Annotated in this window: 12 protein-coding genes; 7 read left to right on the plus strand and 5 right to left on the minus strand. The window is 72.7% G+C overall.

Going from position 1 to position 16,840, the window contains the following annotated elements; genetic code table 11:
* Positions 1–2 precede the first annotated feature (2 nt).
* The 3 genes from tauA to ABIC30_RS14020 form a co-directional block, all read right to left on the minus strand.
* Positions 3–1,016 (minus strand): taurine ABC transporter substrate-binding protein, encoded by a 1,014-nt coding sequence (gene tauA, locus ABIC30_RS14010; RefSeq protein ID WP_020093205.1) that lies wholly within the window; start codon positions 1,014–1,016, stop codon positions 3–5.
* A 412-nt stretch (positions 1,017–1,428) separates the two neighbouring features.
* The gene (locus ABIC30_RS14015; protein WP_354455494.1) at positions 1,429–4,887 is read right to left on the minus strand and encodes a PAS domain S-box protein; all 3,459 of its coding nucleotides are present in this window, start codon (positions 4,885–4,887) and stop codon (positions 1,429–1,431) included.
* A gap of 212 nt (positions 4,888–5,099) precedes the next feature.
* Positions 5,100–5,645: a TetR/AcrR family transcriptional regulator gene (locus tag ABIC30_RS14020; RefSeq protein WP_020093203.1), complete on the minus strand. Its 546-nt coding sequence runs from the start codon at positions 5,643–5,645 to the stop codon at positions 5,100–5,102.
* Positions 5,646–5,757: 112 nt separating this feature from the next.
* Between ABIC30_RS14020 and ABIC30_RS14025 the strand changes: the two genes are divergently transcribed.
* Positions 5,758–6,321, plus strand: a complete 564-nt coding sequence (locus ABIC30_RS14025) for a sugar O-acetyltransferase (RefSeq protein ID WP_042675113.1) — start codon at positions 5,758–5,760, stop codon at positions 6,319–6,321.
* A gap of 333 nt (positions 6,322–6,654) precedes the next feature.
* Here the strand turns inward: ABIC30_RS14025 and ABIC30_RS14030 are convergent, their stop codons facing one another.
* Positions 6,655–8,403 (minus strand): outer membrane beta-barrel protein, encoded by a 1,749-nt coding sequence (locus ABIC30_RS14030; protein ID WP_244435421.1) that lies wholly within the window; start codon positions 8,401–8,403, stop codon positions 6,655–6,657.
* A gap of 550 nt (positions 8,404–8,953) precedes the next feature.
* Here ABIC30_RS14030 and ABIC30_RS14035 point away from each other — a divergent pair.
* Both ABIC30_RS14035 and ABIC30_RS14040 read left to right on the plus strand, forming a co-directional pair.
* The gene (locus tag ABIC30_RS14035) at positions 8,954–9,232 is read left to right on the plus strand and encodes a hypothetical protein (protein WP_012318753.1); all 279 of its coding nucleotides are present in this window, start codon (positions 8,954–8,956) and stop codon (positions 9,230–9,232) included.
* A 175-nt stretch (positions 9,233–9,407) separates the two neighbouring features.
* The gene (locus ABIC30_RS14040) at positions 9,408–9,725 is read left to right on the plus strand and encodes a hypothetical protein (RefSeq protein WP_020093199.1); all 318 of its coding nucleotides are present in this window, start codon (positions 9,408–9,410) and stop codon (positions 9,723–9,725) included.
* Between the two features lie 30 nt (positions 9,726–9,755).
* Here the strand turns inward: ABIC30_RS14040 and ABIC30_RS14045 are convergent, their stop codons facing one another.
* Positions 9,756–12,497, minus strand: coding sequence for an MGH1-like glycoside hydrolase domain-containing protein (locus ABIC30_RS14045; protein ID WP_354455497.1), 2,742 nt, complete (start codon positions 12,495–12,497; stop codon positions 9,756–9,758).
* Positions 12,498–12,845: 348 nt separating this feature from the next.
* On the opposite strand from ABIC30_RS14045, the gene ABIC30_RS14050 reads away from it, so the two are divergent.
* The 4 genes from ABIC30_RS14050 to ABIC30_RS14065 all read left to right on the plus strand — a co-directional run bounded on the left by ABIC30_RS14050 (position 12,846) and on the right by ABIC30_RS14065 (position 16,797).
* Positions 12,846–13,979: a branched-chain amino acid ABC transporter substrate-binding protein gene (locus ABIC30_RS14050; RefSeq protein WP_354455499.1), complete on the plus strand. Its 1,134-nt coding sequence runs from the start codon at positions 12,846–12,848 to the stop codon at positions 13,977–13,979.
* Positions 13,980–14,101: 122 nt separating this feature from the next.
* Positions 14,102–14,992 (plus strand): LysR family transcriptional regulator, encoded by an 891-nt coding sequence (locus ABIC30_RS14055; RefSeq protein WP_020093196.1) that lies wholly within the window; start codon positions 14,102–14,104, stop codon positions 14,990–14,992.
* 130 nt (positions 14,993–15,122) lie between these two features.
* Positions 15,123–15,887 carry an HpcH/HpaI aldolase family protein gene (locus ABIC30_RS14060; protein WP_020093195.1) on the plus strand — a complete coding sequence of 255 codons (765 nt, stop codon included), beginning with the start codon at positions 15,123–15,125 and terminating at the stop codon, positions 15,885–15,887.
* A 22-nt stretch (positions 15,888–15,909) separates the two neighbouring features.
* Positions 15,910–16,797: a 2-hydroxy-3-oxopropionate reductase gene (locus tag ABIC30_RS14065; protein WP_020093194.1), complete on the plus strand. Its 888-nt coding sequence runs from the start codon at positions 15,910–15,912 to the stop codon at positions 16,795–16,797.
* Positions 16,798–16,840: the final 43 nt, after the last annotated feature.

Raw genomic sequence — 16,840 nt, forward strand, 5'->3', positions numbered from 1 at the left:
GGCTATTTCCGGGCCGCGTCCACGACCTCCGTCGTGACGAACCGGGCGTAGTCGGGCGCCAGCGCCTGCACGCGCCCCTGCGCCTTCAGGAAGGCGGCGGTCTCGGTGAGGGCCTTGGCGGCGCCGCCGCCGAGCCAGGCCGGGGAGGCCTGCGCCTCCAGGGTCGGGAACCGGTAGGCCGCGAGGCTCGCGGGCACCTCGGCGGGCGCCGAGCCGCTGATCCGGGCCACCGCCGCCACCTCCGGCGCGTCGGCGCCCCAGGGCCTGGCGGCGTAGGCCGCGTCCTGGGCGGCGATCAGCCGGATGAGCGTCACCAGGAAGTCCCGGTTCCGCGCCGCCCAGGCCCGGTCGACCACGAGGCCGTCGAAGGTCGCCTTGCCCCGGCGGGCGAGGTCGCCGGCCGAGACCACCACGGTGCCGGACTTCTTCACCCGGGCGAGCACCGGGTCCCAGATGAAGGTCGCGTCGATGTCGCCCCGCTCCCAGGCGGCGGCGATCTCGGGCGGCCGCATGTTGAGGATCCGGACATCGGCCTGCGTGAGCCCGGCCTCCGCCAGGGCGGCGATCAGCTGGTAATGCGCGGTCGACACGAACGGCACCGCGACCGTCTTGCCGCGCAGGTCGGCCACGCCCGTCACGCCGCTGCCGGCGCGGGCCACGAGCTGCTCGGCGTCGGCGATCTCGTCGAGGATCCAGAACAGCTGGATGTCGAGCCCCTGCGAGGCGGCCGCCGCGATCGGGCTCGACCCCGCCTCGCCGATCTGGACGCTGCCCGAGGCCATGGCGCGGATCACGTCGCCGCCGCCGCCGAACTTGCGCCAGTGGATCGTGTAGCCGGTCGCCTTCTCGATCGCCCCGGAGGCCATCAGGGCGCGGAACGGCACCACCATGTCCTGGTGGGCGAAGGTGACCTCCCGGTCGGCCGCGCGGGCGGTGCCGGGGAACGGCGCGCCGAGAACCAGGGCGGCCAGGGCGGCCAGCGCGACGGCGCGGCGGTGCGGACCGGCAGATGTCATGAGATGTCCCCCATTCGGCCGGCCCGGTGCGGGGGCGACTCGGGCGGCCGGGCGCAGGGTCGACCGAGCTCGGCCACGAAGGCAAGGGCCCGCGCCCTGCCCGGGTCGCGCCCGGGATCCGCCTCGCGCCGCGGCCCCCGCGGCGGTGCGCGGGTCCCGGGCAGCCGCCCGCGGCGGTGCGCGGACCGCGCGCGCCGGAATATCCATCTCCCCGGACGCGCGCGATACCCGGTGCCGTTCTCCGAACCGCCCTCGCCGGAGGCGCCCGCCATCGTCGTCCCGGAGTCGCGGCCCGGCGGGCGCCCGCCGCCGCGGGACCGCCGGCTGGAAGATCGTTCCTCGCCGCCGCGTGCCTGGGAGACGAGAATTTGGGCGTGCAAAACCCGCGGGCCGGCTCCGGCGGCGCCCCCGCTCAGGCCGCGCGCAGCGCGGCGATCTCGTCGATCGTGGCGGCCGCCTGGGCCCGGAGCGCGGCCAGCAGCGCGGTGACGTCCTCGCCCGCGCGGCAGGCCGTCTCGAAGGCCCGGCAGGTCGCGGCCAGATCCAGGAAGCCGATCATGCTGGCCGCCGACACCATGGCGTGCGCGTCCCCCATCAGCCGCGTCCGGTCGCCGTCGGTCGCCGCCGGCCCGAACCGCTCGGCGAGCTCCTTCGCCAGCATCGCCAGGAGGTCGCCCATGCGCGCCTGGCCGACCATCGCGGTCATCTCGTCCAGGGTGGCCCGGTCGATCGTCCCCGCGCGGCGCGGCGGCTCGGCGCGAGGGGCCGCCCACCGGTCGATCGCGGCGAGCAGCGCGTCCGCGCGGAACGGCTTGCCGATATGGTCGTCGAGCCCGGCGGCGCGCAGCTCGGCCACCTGCTGCGGCAGGACGTTCGCCGTCATCGCGAGGATCGGCAGGCGGCCGGCGGCGCCGCCCAGGGCGCGGATCCGCCGGGTCGCCGCGATGCCGTCCATCACGGGCATCTGCACGTCCATCAGGACGACGTCGTAGGACCGCGCCTGGACGGCCGCCACCGCGGCGACCCCGTCGGCCACCACGTCCACCGCGTGCCCGGCGCGCTCCAGGATCATCCGGGCGAGGTCCTGGTTGAGCGGCACGTCCTCGGCCAGGAGCAGGCGGCGGCCGGTCGCGCGGGCGATCGCCGAGGCCGGCGCGGTCGCGCGGGCCGGCGGGACGGCGGCGGGCAGGTCGGCCTCGAACCAGAAGGTCGAGCCGTGCCCGACCGTGCTCGCGACGCCGATCGTCCCGCCCATCAGCGTGACGAGGGATTTCGAGATGGCGAGCCCCAGCCCGGTGCCGCCGTACTCGCGGCTGATCGAGCCGTCGACCTGCGAGAAGCGCCGGAACAGGCGGTCGCACTTGTCGGTCGGGATCCCGATGCCGGTGTCGCGGACCGCGAAGCGCAGCCGTGTCCCGCCGATCGCGTCCGGGCTGACCCGGACCGACAGGTCGATGCCGCCCGACGCGGTGAACTTCACGGCGTTGTTGAGCAGGTTGAGCAGGATCTGCCGGAGGCGGTCCTCGTCGCCCTCGACCCAGTCGGGCAGGCCCGGGCCTTGGGCGAGCGTGAGGGCGAGCCCCTTGCGCTCCGCGGAGGGGCGCACGATCGACACCGCGTTGTCGATCAGCGCCTCCAGGGCGAAGGGCCGGGGCACGATCTCGATCTGCCCGGCCTCGACCTTCGAGAAGTCGAGGACGTCGTTGACCACGGTCAGGAGCGCGGCCCCGGCGGTGCGGATGCGGTCGGCGTTCCGGCGCGCCGACGGTCCGAGATCCGTCCCGTCGAGGAGCAGGTCGGCGTAGCCGATCACCCCGTTGAGCGGCGTGCGGATCTCGTGGCTCATGGCGGCGAGGAACTCGCTCTTGGCCGCGCTCGCCCGCTCCGCCTCCAGGCGCGCGGCGTCGGCCGCCGCCTTGGCGGCGAGGAGCGCCGCCTCGGCGGCCTTGCGGGCGGTGACGTCGATGTTGAGGCCGATCATCCGCCGCGCCTGCCCGGGCGCGCCGCGCCCGACGCCGTTGATCCAGCGCACCCCGCCGTCCGCGGTGGGGACCCGGAACTCGATCGAGAAGGTCTGCCCGGCGGCCGCGGCCGCGGCCGCGATCCGCAGCGCCCGCTCGCCGTCGGTGCGGTCGATCAGGGCGAGCCAGTCCCGGGTGTCGAGGGCGTGGTTCCGGTCGGTCTCGATGCCGTGGAGCCGCGCGCTCTCGGGGGACCACTCGATCCGGCCGCTGTCGAGGTCGAGGTGCCACGTCCCGGCATGGGCGGCCTGCTGGGCGAGGTGCAGCAGGCTGCTGGCATCCTCCACGGCGCGCCGGGCGGTGACGATCTCGTCGATGTCGAGGGCGGTGCCGAGCATGCCCACCATGCTCTCGCCCTGCCAGATCGGCAGGAGCACGATCTTGTGCCAGCGGTAGGCGCCGTCGTGCCGCTGCAGGCGGCCCTCGACCTCGTAGGGCGCGCGGCGGGCGGGCGCCTCCGACCACAGCCGCTCCATCCGCTCCGTGTCGTCGGGATGCGTCCGGGCGATCCGGGCGGCGCGCGTCGGGCCGATCGGGCCGTAGTAATCCTCGAAGCGCCGGTTGACGTAGGAGGCGTCGCCGGTCTCCGTGCTGGCGATCCAGACGAGCTGCGGCAGCGCGTCGGCCAGGGCGCGGTAGCGGGCCTCGCTCAACCGCAGGGCGTCCTCCGCGGCCTTGCGGGCGCTCACGTCGCGCAGGGTCGCCACGTAGCCGTCCGGGGCGCCGGTCGCCCGATCGTGAGTCAGGCTGAACGAGATCTCCACCCAGACCCAGTGCCCGTCCCGGTGCCGGTAGCGCTGGGAGGTCAGGGCGCGGGACGCGCGGCCGCCGGTGAGGTCGTCGAGGACGCGGCGGTACGCGCCGACCTCGTCGGGATGGACGAAGTCGAGGGGATGGGTGCCGATCAGCTCCTGCGGGTCGTAGCCCAGGACGGCGCGCACCGCCGGCGAGACGTAGCGGCGGCGGGCGGTCAGGTCGGACCAGATGATGATGTCGGTGGCGTTCTCGGCCAGCAGCCGGTAGCGGCGCTCGCTCTCCTCCAGGTCCCGCTCGGCGATCCGGTTCTGGGTCACGTCGCCGAAGGTCAGGACCGTGCCGCCGTCCGGCAGGGCCGCGCACCGGACCTCCAGGATCGGGCCGCCGGGCAGGCGCCAGTCGAACAGCGGCGGCAGCCCGGCGCGCGCGCCCGTTCCGAGACCCGGATCGGACCCGGCCGCCGCGCAGTCGCCGCGGGCCCGCTGGTAGGCGCGGATGTCCGGGAGGGCGACGCCCGCCCGCAGGACGTCGTCCGGCAGGTCGAGCAGGTCCGCGGCGCTCCGGTTGAACGCGCGCACCCGCTGGTCGGCGTCGAGGACGACGAGTCCCTGGTCCAAGCTGTCCAGCGTGCCGCGCAGGATCATGTCGGTCTCGCGCGCCCGCCGCTCCGACCGGACGAGGTCGGTCACGTCGAGGATGAGGCCGTGCAGGGCGACGAGCGCGCCCTCGGGCCCGAACTCGGGCAGCCCCTGGATGATCGCGTCCAGCACGGTCCCGTCCGGGCGGACGATGCGGGCCCGCGCCTGGTAGGGGATTGCCGGCCGGCTTCCTCCCAGGATCCCCTCGAGCCGCGCGACCAGGGCGGCGCGGTCGTCCGGATGATAGCACGCGACGTGCTCGGCGAGCGGCAGGTCGCACGCGCCGGGCGTCCCGAGCAGTCGCGCGAGACTCGCCGATCGGGTCACCCGGCGGGTCCGCGGATCGAGACGCCACTGCCCGAAGCCGGGGCCCCCGTCCCAGGGTGCAGGCTCGCCCGCGGCCCGGTGCGGAGCGGGATCCGGCGGCGCGGCCGGGCGGGTCGCGTCAGTCTGCATCGGCCCCAGGGTTCCCCACCACCGGCGCGGACCGCGCCCGGGCGCGCCCTCGGCACGCATCGGGGCGAACCTGCTCGCGCGACGGTTGCTGATTCCTTGCCGGCACCGTGCGGCATTCGGCACCTGTCCGGCCGGCGATCACGATCGCTTGAGGGGCCGGCGCGCGGCGTCCCCGGCCGGGTGCGGGGACGGGTGCGGGGACGGGTGCGACCCTACCGCACCAGCCGCTCCACGATCGCCCGCACCTGCGCCCGATCCGCCGGCTGCGGGTCGACCGAGCGGTGGATCGTCAGGCCCTCGATCATGGCGTCGAGGGCCTTGGCGGTCTCCGGCGCGAAGTGCCGTTCCAGGGCGGCCCGGCTCTTGGCCATCCAGTCCTGCATGACCCGGCGCAGCGGCGGGTTCCGGGCCGCGAAGGCGTAGAGTTCGTAGCTCAGCAGCATCGTGCGCGGGCTCGCCCAGAGGTCGCTCACGATCAGGTCGACCACGGCCTCGCAGGCCTCGTCGACGGTCGCGGCCGCGGCGAGCCGGTCGGCGAACCGCGCCGAGACCGTGTCGGCGAGCCCGGTGAACGCCTCGGTCAGAAGCGCGTCGAGGCTGTCGAAATGGTAGGTCATGGAGCCCAGCGGCACGTCGGCCGCCGCCGCGACCCGGCGGTGGGTCGTGCCGGCGACGCCGTGCTCGGCGACGACGTCGAGGGTCGCCCGGATGATGCGCGCCCGGCGATCCGGGTCGAAACGGCGCTGGGCGGCGGGCAAGGGGACCTCCTCGGATCCGGTTCAGGGCAGCCGGGCCGTGACGCGCGCGGCCTTGATATGTACATCTGTACGCATAGCTAGGGTCCGACGCGGCCGGAGGGAGGTCCCCACCATGAACACAGAGTTCGTGAAGACCCAGAAGCAGAGGATGCTGGCGGGCGAGCTGTACTGCGCCGACGACCCGGAACTGGCCGCCGACAACCGGCGCATCTCGGAATGGATGGACCGGTATAACGCCGCGCAGACGCGGAGCCAGCCCGAGCGGCAGGCGCTCCTGGAGGAGGCCTTCGCGCGGGTCGGCCCGGGCTGCAACATCCGGCCGCCGTTCCACTGCGACTACGGCTACAACATCAGCCTGGGCCGCGGCGTGTTCCTGAACTTCGGGTGCAGCATCCTCGACGTGATGTCGGTCACGATCGGCGACCTGACGCAGATCGGCACGGCCGTGCAGATCCTGACCCCCGATCATCCGCGCGACCCGGCCCAGCGCCGGCAGATGCTGGAATTCGCCCGCCCGGTGGTGATCGGCGCCAATGTCTGGATCGGCAGCGGCGCGATCATCCTCCCCGGGGTCACGATCGGCGACGACGCGATCGTCGGGGCGGGCAGCGTGGTGACGCGCGACGTCCCGGCCGGCGCCACCGTGGTGGGGAACCCGGCCCGGCCGCGGCCGTGAGTGGCGCGCGCGCGGGGCACGCGCTCCGTGCGGAAGCGGTCCGGCCGCGTCGGCCCTCCGTCGAGCGTGCCGGCGCTCCCGTCCGGGCCGGAACTCCCGTCCGGGCCGGAACTCCCGTCCGGGCCGGACCTGCCGGGGACGCCGACGACCGGTCGCGGCCGGTTCACGCGGCCGCGCGGCCAAGCTGAGCGGCCCCGCGGCGTCGCTGCCGCGGGCCGGGGGGGCGATGCCGGGATCGAGGCACCGGGATATCGAGGCACCGGAATCGAACGGCCGGCGCGGCCCGTCCCCTGGCCTGCCGCGCCCGCGTTCGGGCGCGGCGTGGCGGCTGGATCAGTCCTTGCGGATCGGGGCCGCCGGAGCGCCTGTCTCGCCGAAGCCGAAATCGGCCAGCCGGTAGGAGAGCTGCGCGAAGCCGCCGTAGCGACCGGTCTCGAACTTCATCGGGCTGGGCGGCGAGAACGGGAAGGCCGTCGTGTGCGCCTTGTCGGCCTGGAGCTGCCAGTAGCGGCCGCCGACGCCGACGCTGACGGACGGCGTCAGGTCGTACGAGATGATCCCCTCCAGGAAGTAGCCGTCGCCGCGGCCGCCTTCCGGCCCCGGATTGATGTCGGGCCGCAGCCAGTGCCGGTCGACGCCGCTCAGGCTCACGACCGGCAAGTAGGCGCCTTCCAGGCTCAGCCGGACCCGGTCGAACCGCGCTTCGCCGATCACGCCGACGCGCAGCGCGTTCCACTGCATGCTCTCGCCCAGCGTCTTCATGCTGGTCGGGTAGGGTCTGGCGCAGGGAGCCCCGCCCGCCACCTGACGGCAGCCGTAGCCGTTATACAGTTCGGACGCGAACTGGTAGCCGAGGAAGCCGCCGAGCTTGTACCCGTCCCGGCGCAGCACGTCGTAGCCGAGATCGATCACGCCGTAGCCGATGTCGCCGTCCTTGATCGGCGACAGCGTCTTCGAATAGCGGCGCAGGGCGGGCGGGAAGTCCTCGTCGGCGAGGCGGCCGCCGGTGACGCCGCCCGAGCCGAGGAAGCCCTTGGCGAACAGGCCGGTGGGGTTGTGCTCGAGCCGTGCGAAGCTCTCGCCGGCATGCGCCTGGGTGTTGTTGTAGGTCAGGCGCGAATTGAGCTGGCCGGGCGCGTCGGGGTCGCCGAGCTTCTCGCGCGGTGTCCCGGCGCTGAAGAAGTAGCGCAGGCCGCCCTCGAAATCCCAGGTGGCCGGGCCTGCCGACGCGATCGGGGCCAGGGTGGGAAGCCCGGCTCCGAACCGGTAGTTGAGGCCGACGCGGGCCAGGAAGCCGTCCGTCGCGACCCGCGTGCCGGCGTGGTAGCCGGTCAGCACGGGGTACGACGGAGCCGGGAGGACCGCCCGGGAGCCGAGATCGTAGTAGAGACCCTCGACCTTGGCGGAGAGGTGCTCGCTGAAGGCGTGCTCGATGCCGGCGCCGGCCACGTAGCCCAGGCGCACCGCGCCCTGGCGCCCGTCGAACAGCGGGAAACCGGCCAACGACAGGTTGTTGTCGGTCCGGACCGTGCCCGCGGCGAGGCCGCCCGTGGCGTAGACGAGGGTGCGATCGACGGCGAAGCCGATCCTGCCGCGCAGGGTGGCGAGTTCGTCCAGCCTCTGGCCGGAATGAGCGACGCTGCGGCGATAGAAGCCGCCGCCCGCGGCCGGAAAGGCGCCCTCGCGGCGATCGTAGCCCCACAGCCGGGTGAATTGGTAATCCGCGGCGGCGCCGGCGACGAAGCCGGAATTCACCTGCCAATCGTAGCCGACCTCGGCGCCGCCGACGAAGCTCCCGTCCGAGGCCCGCTTCGATGGAATGACCGGGCAGTTCCGGGCTCCGGGCTGCCCGTCCGGACCTGTGCAGACGAACTGCGTGGCCCGATCGAGGGTCCCGTAACCGGCGAACAGGCCGGCATGCGCTCCGGTCCAGGAGAAGATCGGCACGGCCGTCGCCGCCGGCGGAAGGGCCCGCCGCGGGAGGTCCGCCGCCATCGCGGCCTGCGACAGCAGGCACAGGAGAAGTCCGGAACTCGAGATGCGGTACATGTAGTGTCCCCCGCCGCGCGTCGTCGAAGGCATGAGCGTCAAGGTCTCTTCGCCGGTAAGGCTTCGGATGCCGAAGCGGAGCTTCTGCTGATCTCGCGCGGTTCGCATGATGCGTTCTTATGATTAGGTCATGATGTCTCGATTCTGAAGCGTGAATTTTCGAGATGTTTCCTCAAATTTGACTGGTTATGCAATCGTTGAGACGAGAATGATATTTTATAGATATCACGGATTTCATAGAATGAGTATTTTGAGGTTGTATTCGAGTCATTGTGGGCGGAGATGTTGCTCTGATCTTCGGTCGTGCCGCGGCTTGGTTCCGTTCGCTTTTGCGGCCGGGTGATGCGTTCGTGCATCACCTGTGCCCTGCCCGGTCCAACCCAGGGCGGCCACGGGGCCCGGCCGCCGGCCCGACGCGATGCCCGTCGCGATACCGCTCCGGCGCGTTCCTGGCGGGGCGGCCCGGTCCGGGGAACCATCCGGGCGGCCCGAGCCTTCCTGGGCGGGATTGCGGGCGGATCCGGCCGCGAGTCCCCTGGAAACGCCCGCCCGTCTTCCCGGGCGGCGAGAGAGGAAACCTCACGTGCGTTCAACGATCATTGCCGCTGCCCTGCTGGCGGCCCTCGGTTCCGCCGTCGCGATCCCGGCCTCCGCCGCGCCGATCGGCCCCGGCACGGGCGTGTCGGCGCCCGCCGGCATGGTCTCGACGGTCCAGATGGATCCCGTCGAGCGCCACATGATGCGCCGTCGCATGGAGCGCCGGATGATGCGCCACCGGATGGAGCGCCACATGATGCATCGGGAGATGCGCCGCGAGATGCGCCACCGCGAGATGCGTCGCGAGATGATGCGCCGCATGTGACGCGCATCCGCGCCGGGGCTGCGTCCGCCCCGGCGCGGGCCGGGGCAGAGCCGCGAGGCGGGCTTCCCGCATCGCGGGGGCTGGGCTCGGGCTGGCCGGGGGTGCCACGTCCGAGGCGATCGAACCATCCGCGCCCCGACGCGTTTCTGGCCACCGACAAGGGAGGATTGGTACGATGAAGGCGATTCTGGCAGCGGCCGCGGTGAGCCTCGGCATTCTGGGCGTGGTCGGCCCGGTCTCCGCGCAGCCGCGCCCCGACTACGACGATTACGGCGGCCGGGGCTACCGCGACCGCGGCGACTACGATTACCGGGACCGCGGCTACCGCGACCGGGACGATTACCGCGGCCGCGCCAATTACGGGTTCGACGAGCGCGAGTACCTGCGCTGCAATCCGGATGTCCGCCGCGCCGTGGCCAACGGCCAGATGGAATCGGGCGCCGCCCACTACAAAGTGTTCGGGCGTCGCGAGGGCCGGCGGCTGAGCTGCTGACCGGATCGGCCGGCTCCCGGCCGGGCGCGCCTATCGCGGGCGTGCCCGGTCACGCAGCAGGTTGATGATCAGGGCCGTCCAGCCGGTCTGGTGCGCGGCGCCGAGGCCCCGCCCCGTATCCCCGTCGAAGAACTCGTGGAACAGCAGCGCCTCCTCGGCACCCGGCGCCGGGGCGATCGGCGGCCGGGTCCCGAAGGCCGGCCGGCGCCCGGTCCCGTCCTTGGCGAACAGCGCGATCAGGCGGTCCTCGAGGGAGTCCGCGATGGCGCTGAGCGTCAGCATCGCGCCCGAGCCCGTCGGATACTCCACTAGGAAGTCGTCGCCGTAATAGGTGTGGAAGCGCCGCAGCGCCTCGACGATGAGGAAGTTCATCGGCATCCAGACCGGGCCGCGCCAGTTCGAGTTGCCGCCGAACATGTTCGAGGTGGAATCGGCCGGGTCGTACCGGACCGTGAAAGAGGCTCCGAGCTCGTTGAGCACGTAGGGCGCGTCGCGGTGCACCTTCGACAGGGAGCGCACGCCGTAGGGCGAGAGGAACTCGGCCTCGTCGAGCATGCGGCGCAGCAGCGCCTTCATCCGGTGGCCGCGCAGCAGCGACAGCAGCTTGCGGTCCTTCACGCCCCCCTCGGTCCAGCGGGAGACCAAGCGGGCGAGGTGGGGCCGGTTCTCCAGCACCCAGTTCAGGCGCCGGGCGAAGTCCGGCAGCCGGTGGAGCACGGAGGGCTCGATCACCTCGACGGCGAAGAGCGGGACCAGCCCGACCATCGAGCGGACCCGCAGCGGCAGCATCCCGCCGCCGGGGATGTCGACCTCGTCGTAGTAGAATTCGTCGATTTCGTCCCACAGGCCGTAGCCCTGCCCGTCTCCGCCCGACCCGCCCATGTCGGTCATGGCCTCGGCGATCAGCAGGAAGTGCTCGAAGAACTTGGAGGCGGTGCTCTCGTAGACGTCGTTGTGGAGGGCGAGCTCCAGGGCGATGCGCATCATGTTGAGCGCGTACATCGCCATCCAGGCGGTGCCGTCGGCCTGGTGCACCACCCCGAAGCCCGGGGGCGGGCGCGAGCGATCGAACACGCCGACATTGTCGAGCCCCAGGAAGCCGCCCTGGAACACGTTACGGCCCTGCGCGTCCTTGCGGTTCACCCACCAGGAGAAGTTGATCAGTAGCTTGTGGAACACGCCTTCCAGGAAGGCGAGGTCGCCCCGCCCGCCCCGCCGGTCCCGGTCGATCTCGAACACCCGGTAGGCTGCCCAGGCGTGGACCGGCGGGTTGGCGTCGCCGAACTCCCACTCGTAAGCCGGGAGCTGGCCGTTCGGGTGCATGTACCATTCGCGGGTGAGCAGCAGTAGCTGCTTCTTGGCGAAGTCCGGGTCCAGCAGGGCGAGCGGCAGGCAGTGGAAGGCGAGGTCCCAGGCGGCGAACCAGGGATATTCCCAGGTGTCGGGCATCGACAGCACGTCGGCCGCCGCGAAGTGGCGCCACTGGCCGTTGCGGCCGCCCGCGCGCCCCCGGGGCGGCGGCGGCTGGAGCGGGTCGCCCTCCAGCCAGCGCCGCACGTCGTAGCTGTAGAGCTGCTTCGACCAGATCAGGCCGGCGGCGGCCTGGCGGAAGATCGCGCGGGAATCCGCGCTCGCGATGCCGTCCTGCAATTCCTCGTAGAACGCGTCCGCCTCGGCCACCCGGCGGCGGACCAGGGACCCGTCGTCGACGGCCTGGGCGCGCAGGCCCGCCGACAGCCGCAGGCGGATCCGGGCGGTCTCCCCGGGCGCCAGCCGCAGCGCGTAGTGCAGGCCGAGCTTGGTGCCCGCGTCCCGGCGCACCGAAGCGGGATCGCCGTCGACGATCGCCGCGTGGAGACCGTCCTTGAACGGCCCCGCGGCGTCCGGCTGCCCGCCGTGCAGCCGCAGGTTGGTGTCGTTCTCGCAGAACAGCAGGTCCGGCGCCCCGTCGAAGGCGAGCCGGTACGGCCCGAGCCGCTCGTGGGTGCAGACGGCGCCCCCGTCGGGCGCGCGGGCGATCCGCGGGCGCGCCTGCCCGGCCTCCCACGACCACGTGTTGCGGAACCAGAGCTGCGGGACGAGGTGGAGGTCGGCGGGCTCGGGCCCCCGGTTCAGCGCGGTGATCACCGCGTGGACGTCGTCGGCGTCGGCCTTGGCGTACTCCACGGTGACGTCGAAGAACCGGTCCCCGTCGAAGACGCCCGTCTCCTCGATCTCGTACTCGGGCTGCTCCCGCCCGCGCCGCCCGTTCTCGTCGACGAGGTCCGCGTAGGGGAAAGCCGCCTGCGGGTAGCGGTACAGCATCTTCAGGTAGGCGTGGCTCGGGACCGCGTCGAGGTAGTGGTAGACCTCCTTCACGTCCTCGCCGTGGTTGCCCTCCTGGTTGGTCAGGCCGAACAGCCGCTCCTTGAGGATGCGGTCGCGCCCGTTCCAGAGGGCGAGGGCCAGGCACAGGTTGCCGCGCTCGTCGCAGATGCCGGCCAGCCCATCCTCGCCCCAGCGATAGGCGCGCGAGCGGGCGTCCTCGTGCGTCAGGGCGGCCCAGGCGTTGCCGCAGGGGCTGTAATCCTCCCGCACGGTCCCCCATTGCCGCTCGCTGAGGTAGGGGCCCCAGAGCGACCACGCCCGGTCGCCCCGTCCCTGCTCGGCGATCCGGCGGCGCTCGGCCCAGTCCACCGACGCGTCTCGACCCTCGCCCCGATCCCTGTCCAGATCCTCGTCCCGATCCTCGTCCCGATCCTCGTCCCGATCCTCGTCCGCGCGCGGCCCCATCAGCCGCGTCCCGGACGCGGGCCCGGTCGGCCGGGGCTGGGGGTGCGGCGGGGACGGGAGGCGGTCATCGGTCACGGCGGGCTGCTGCGGATGCGCCGGCCCGATGCATCATCGGCGCCATCCCGACCCGTCGGGCCTTCGGGCCGCCGCACGGCTCCGTGAACGCCCGCCGGCCGATCGCGCGCCCGCGCCGGCGACCGTCTCGGCCCACCCCCAAACCTTGACCCCGGTGAAGGTGAGCGACAGGATCGCGCCGGGTGATCTGCGACTCGACGCGCGGGGATCCGCGTTGATCTATCCGAATTCAGCGTTCGTCGGCGATCTGTCCGGCCACATCTTGGGGGAAAGATGACGCGACTATTGATGGCCGGCCTGGCCGGGCTGCTGTTCATGACCGCGGCGCAAGGTCAGGAGGGCGGCGCGCCGGTGAAGATCGGCGTCGCCGCGCCCATGACCGGGCCGAACGCGGCTTTCGGCGCCCAGATCCGGAACGGCGTGAGCCAGGCGGTCGAGGACATCAACAGGGCCGGCACGCTGAAGGGCAGGACGCTGACCGTCACGGTCGGCGACGACGCCTCCGACCCGAAGCAGGGCGTCTCGGTGGCCAACAAGTTCGCCAGCGACGGCGTGAAGATGGTCGTCGGCGACTACAATTCCGGCGTCACGATCCCGGCCTCCGACGTCTATCTCGACGCCGGCATCATCCAGGTCACGCCGGCCTCCACGAGCGTGAAGTTCACCGAGCGCGGCATGTGGAACACGTTCCGCACCTGCAGCCGCGACGACCAGCAGGGCGCGGTGGCGGGCAGCTACCTGGCCGCGCACTTCCCGGGCAGGAAGATCGCCTTCGTCCACGACAAGACGCCCTACGGCAAGGGGCTGGCCGACGAGACGCTGAAGGCGTTCAGGGCCAAGGGCGGCAAGGAGGTGCTGTTCGAGGGCATCAACCCGGGCGAGAAGGACTACTCGGCGCTCGTCTCCAAGATTAAGTCCGCCAACGTCGACGTCGTCTATTTCGGCGGCGTGCACACCGAGGCCGGGCTGATCATCCGGCAGATGCGCGATCAGGGCCTCGCCGCCCGCATGATGAGCGGCGACGCCATCCCCGACAAGGAATTCGTCCAGATCGCCGGCCCGGGCGCGGCCGGGACCCTGATGACCTTCGCGCCGGACGCCCGCAAGAACCCGAACGCCAGGGGCGTGGTGGCGGCGTTCAACGCCCGGGGCATCGATCCCGAGGCCTACACGCTCTACGCCTACGCGGCCGTGCAGGTCCTGGCCAAGGCGATGGCCGAGACCGGCTCCAGCGACGGGAAGACGCTCGCCGACTGGCTGCACCGGGGCAAGCCGGTGGACACGGTGGTCGGCCCGATCGCCTACGACGGGAAGGGCGATCTCACCCGCCCCGACTACGTCATCTACGAGTGGACCAAGGGGCCGGACGGCCGGATCGACTATGCCGGGCACGAGGTGACCCCGTAGGCCGGTCGGGCCCGGAGGCCGCCGCCTTACCTAATTGGATGAGGGCGGCGATCTCAACGTGGCCGCCGCGAAGGCCTTATGCTCCCGCCCGACTGCGCCGCGGTCCGGGAGAGGGAGCCTTCATGTTCGACTTCAGCCAGCTCCGGTGCTTCGCCGCCGTGGCGGAGGAGTTGCATTTCGGGCGTGCGGCCGCCCGGCTGAACATGACGCAGCCGCCGCTGTCGCGGCAGATCCAGGTCCTGGAGCGCGTCCTCGACGTGCAGCTCCTGGAGCGCACCAGCCGCACGGTCCGGCTGACCGCCGCCGGTCGCAGCTTCCTGCCCGAGGCGCAGCGCATCCTGCGGCTCGCCGAGACCGCGACGCACGTCACCCGGCAGGTCGCGGCGGGGCGCGCGGGCGTCCTCAAGTTCGGCTTCACGGCGGCCTCGGCCTACGACTTCCTGCCGCGCCTCGTCACCGCGTTCCGGCGGGCGCTGCCGGACGTGACGCTCGCGCTGCGCGAGATGGTCAGCAAGGACCAGATCGAGGAGCTGCTCGCCGGCCGGATCGACGCCGCGCTGGTGCGCCCGCCCGTGACGCACCCGGACCTGATCGCCGTCCGGGCGCTGGCCGAGCCCCTGGTGGTGGCCCTGCCGGCCGGGAACCCCCTGGCCCTGCGCGACGGGCTCACCCCCGCCGATCTCGGGCGCGAGCCGCTCATCGGCTACGCGCCCAACGAGGCGCGCTACTTCCACGACCTCGTCCTGGGCCTGCTCGCCGAGGCCGAGATCCGGCCCCCGACGGTCCAGCAGCTCACGCAGATCCACTCGATCCTGGCCCTCGTCCGGGCGGCGCTCGGCATCGCCCTGGTGCCGGCCGCCGCCGAGCGCCTGCGCTTCGAGGGCGTGGTGTTCCGCCCCCTCGTCCTGCCGGCGCCGCGCCCGGTGGAACTGCTCCTCGCGTGGCGGCGCGACGCGGACGACCCCCTCATCGCCCAGCTGGTCTCGATCGTGGCCGAGATGCCGCCCGCGTGAGCCCGCACGGTCGATCGATGCGCGATCCGCATCGATCGATCCAGTGTTTGGCTTTGACCTCGCGGCGGAAGGCTGCGCGTGATGGGGCGGACGGCGCGCAGACGCCGCGACGCCCCCAGGGAGGATCGTGATGGACAGCCTCACCAACCGCTTCAAGGCGGCCCTCGCCGAGGGGCGCCAGCAGATCGGCCTGTGGTGCAGCCTCGCCAGTCCCATCTCCACCGAGGTGGTCGCCGGGGCCGGGTTCGACTGGCTGCTCCTCGACATGGAGCACTCGGCCAACGACCTCCGGGACATCTACGCCCAGCTCCAGGCGATGATGGAGGGCGACACGCACCCGATGGTGCGGGTGCCGAGCGACGACCCGATCACCATCAAGCGGATCCTCGACGCCGGCGCCCAGTCGCTGATGATCCCCAACATCGACGACGCCGCGCAGGCCGCCCGGGTGGTCGCGGCGACGCGCTACGCGCCCCGCGGCATCCGCGGCTTCTCGCAGGCGCCCCGCGCCGCCCGGTTCGGCCGGATCAAGGACTACCACACCCGCTGCGAGGCCGAGATCTTCGTGGCGGTGCAGGTCGAGTCCCGCCGCGCCCTCGACAATCTGGACGCGATCGCCGCCGTGGAGGGCGTGGACGGCGTGTTCATCGGGCCCGGCGACCTCTCCACCAGCCTCGGCTATGTCGGCCAGCAGGGCCACCCGGAGGTGGTCGCCACCATCGAGGCGGCGGTCGCCCGGGTCGTCCGGGCCGGCAAGCAGGCCGGCATCCTCACGCCGAGCGAGGAGCTGGCCCGCCGCTACATCGCGGCCGGCACCCGCTTCACAGCGGTGGGCTCCGACATGGGGCTCCTCGCCCGCAGCTCCGAGGCGCTCGCCGCCCGCTTCCGCGCCTGAGCTCCGCAACGGGATCGTACCCATGAACATCGGATTCATCGGCCTCGGCATCATGGGCACGCCCATGGCCGGACACCTGATCGCGGCGGGCCACAGCCTGTTCCTCAAGACCCGGCGCAGCGTGCCCGAGGCCCTGCTCGCGGCGGGCGGCACCGCCTGCGCCACCGCCGCCGAGGTGGCCGAGCGCGCAGACACGATCATCCTGATGCTGCCCGACACCCCGGACGTGGAGCAGGTCCTGTTCGAGACGGATGGGGTCGCCGAGGGGCTGTCGCCCGGCAAGACCGTGATCGACATGAGCTCGATCGCGCCGCTCGCCACCAAGGATTTCGCCGCCCGGATCGCCGAGCGGGGCGGCGCCTATCTCGACGCGCCGGTCTCGGGCGGCGAGGTCGGGGCCAAGAACGCCGCGCTCTCGATCATGGTCGGCGGCGAGGCCGGGACCTTCGCGCGCGCCGAGCCCCTGTTCGCCGCGATGGGCAAGACGGTGACGCATGTCGGCCCGGTCGGCTCGGGGCAGGTCGCCAAGGTCGCCAACCAGATCATCGTCGCCCTGACCATCGAGGCGGTGGCCGAGGGGCTGCTCTTCGCCTCGAAGGCCGGCGCCGATCCCGCCAAGGTGCGGCAGGCGATAACCGGCGGGCTGGCCACCTCGCGGATCCTGGAGCTGCACGGCGCGCGGATGATCGAGCGGACCTTCGATCCCGGCTTCCGCATCGGCCTGCACCAGAAGGACCTGAACCTCGCCCTGGACAACGCCCGGACGCTCGGCCTCAGCCTGCCCGCCACGGCGCTGGCGCAGCAGCTGTTCTCGGCCTGCGTGGCCCAGGGCGGCGCGGCCTGGGACCACTCCGCCATGGTGAAGGCCCTGGAGGCCCTGGCGAACCACGCGGTCGGCGACGCCGCCTGATCCCGACAGGAGCCCGGACGGGCGCGAGACGGAAGGAGCATCC

Origin of the sequence: Methylobacterium sp. 1030 (assembly GCF_040544715.1) — a bacterium.
Lineage (GTDB): Bacteria > Pseudomonadota > Alphaproteobacteria > Rhizobiales > Beijerinckiaceae > Methylobacterium.

Coding starts and splice junctions, on each gene's coding strand:
- tauA (WP_020093205.1), bottom strand. CDS start 1,016: ATGACATCTGCCGGTCCGCACCGCCGCGCCGTCGCGCTGGCCGCCCTG.
- ABIC30_RS14015 (WP_354455494.1), bottom strand. CDS start 4,887: ATGCAGACTGACGCGACCCGCCCGGCCGCGCCGCCGGATCCCGCTCCG.
- ABIC30_RS14025 (WP_042675113.1), top strand. CDS start 5,758: ATGAACACAGAGTTCGTGAAGACCCAGAAGCAGAGGATGCTGGCGGGC.
- ABIC30_RS14030 (WP_244435421.1), bottom strand. CDS start 8,403: ATGCCTTCGACGACGCGCGGCGGGGGACACTACATGTACCGCATCTCG.
- ABIC30_RS14040 (WP_020093199.1), top strand. CDS start 9,408: ATGAAGGCGATTCTGGCAGCGGCCGCGGTGAGCCTCGGCATTCTGGGC.
- ABIC30_RS14045 (WP_354455497.1), bottom strand. CDS start 12,497: ATGGGGCCGCGCGCGGACGAGGATCGGGACGAGGATCGGGACGAGGAT.
- ABIC30_RS14050 (WP_354455499.1), top strand. CDS start 12,846: ATGACGCGACTATTGATGGCCGGCCTGGCCGGGCTGCTGTTCATGACC.
- ABIC30_RS14055 (WP_020093196.1), top strand. CDS start 14,102: ATGTTCGACTTCAGCCAGCTCCGGTGCTTCGCCGCCGTGGCGGAGGAG.
- ABIC30_RS14060 (WP_020093195.1), top strand. CDS start 15,123: ATGGACAGCCTCACCAACCGCTTCAAGGCGGCCCTCGCCGAGGGGCGC.
- ABIC30_RS14065 (WP_020093194.1), top strand. CDS start 15,910: ATGAACATCGGATTCATCGGCCTCGGCATCATGGGCACGCCCATGGCC.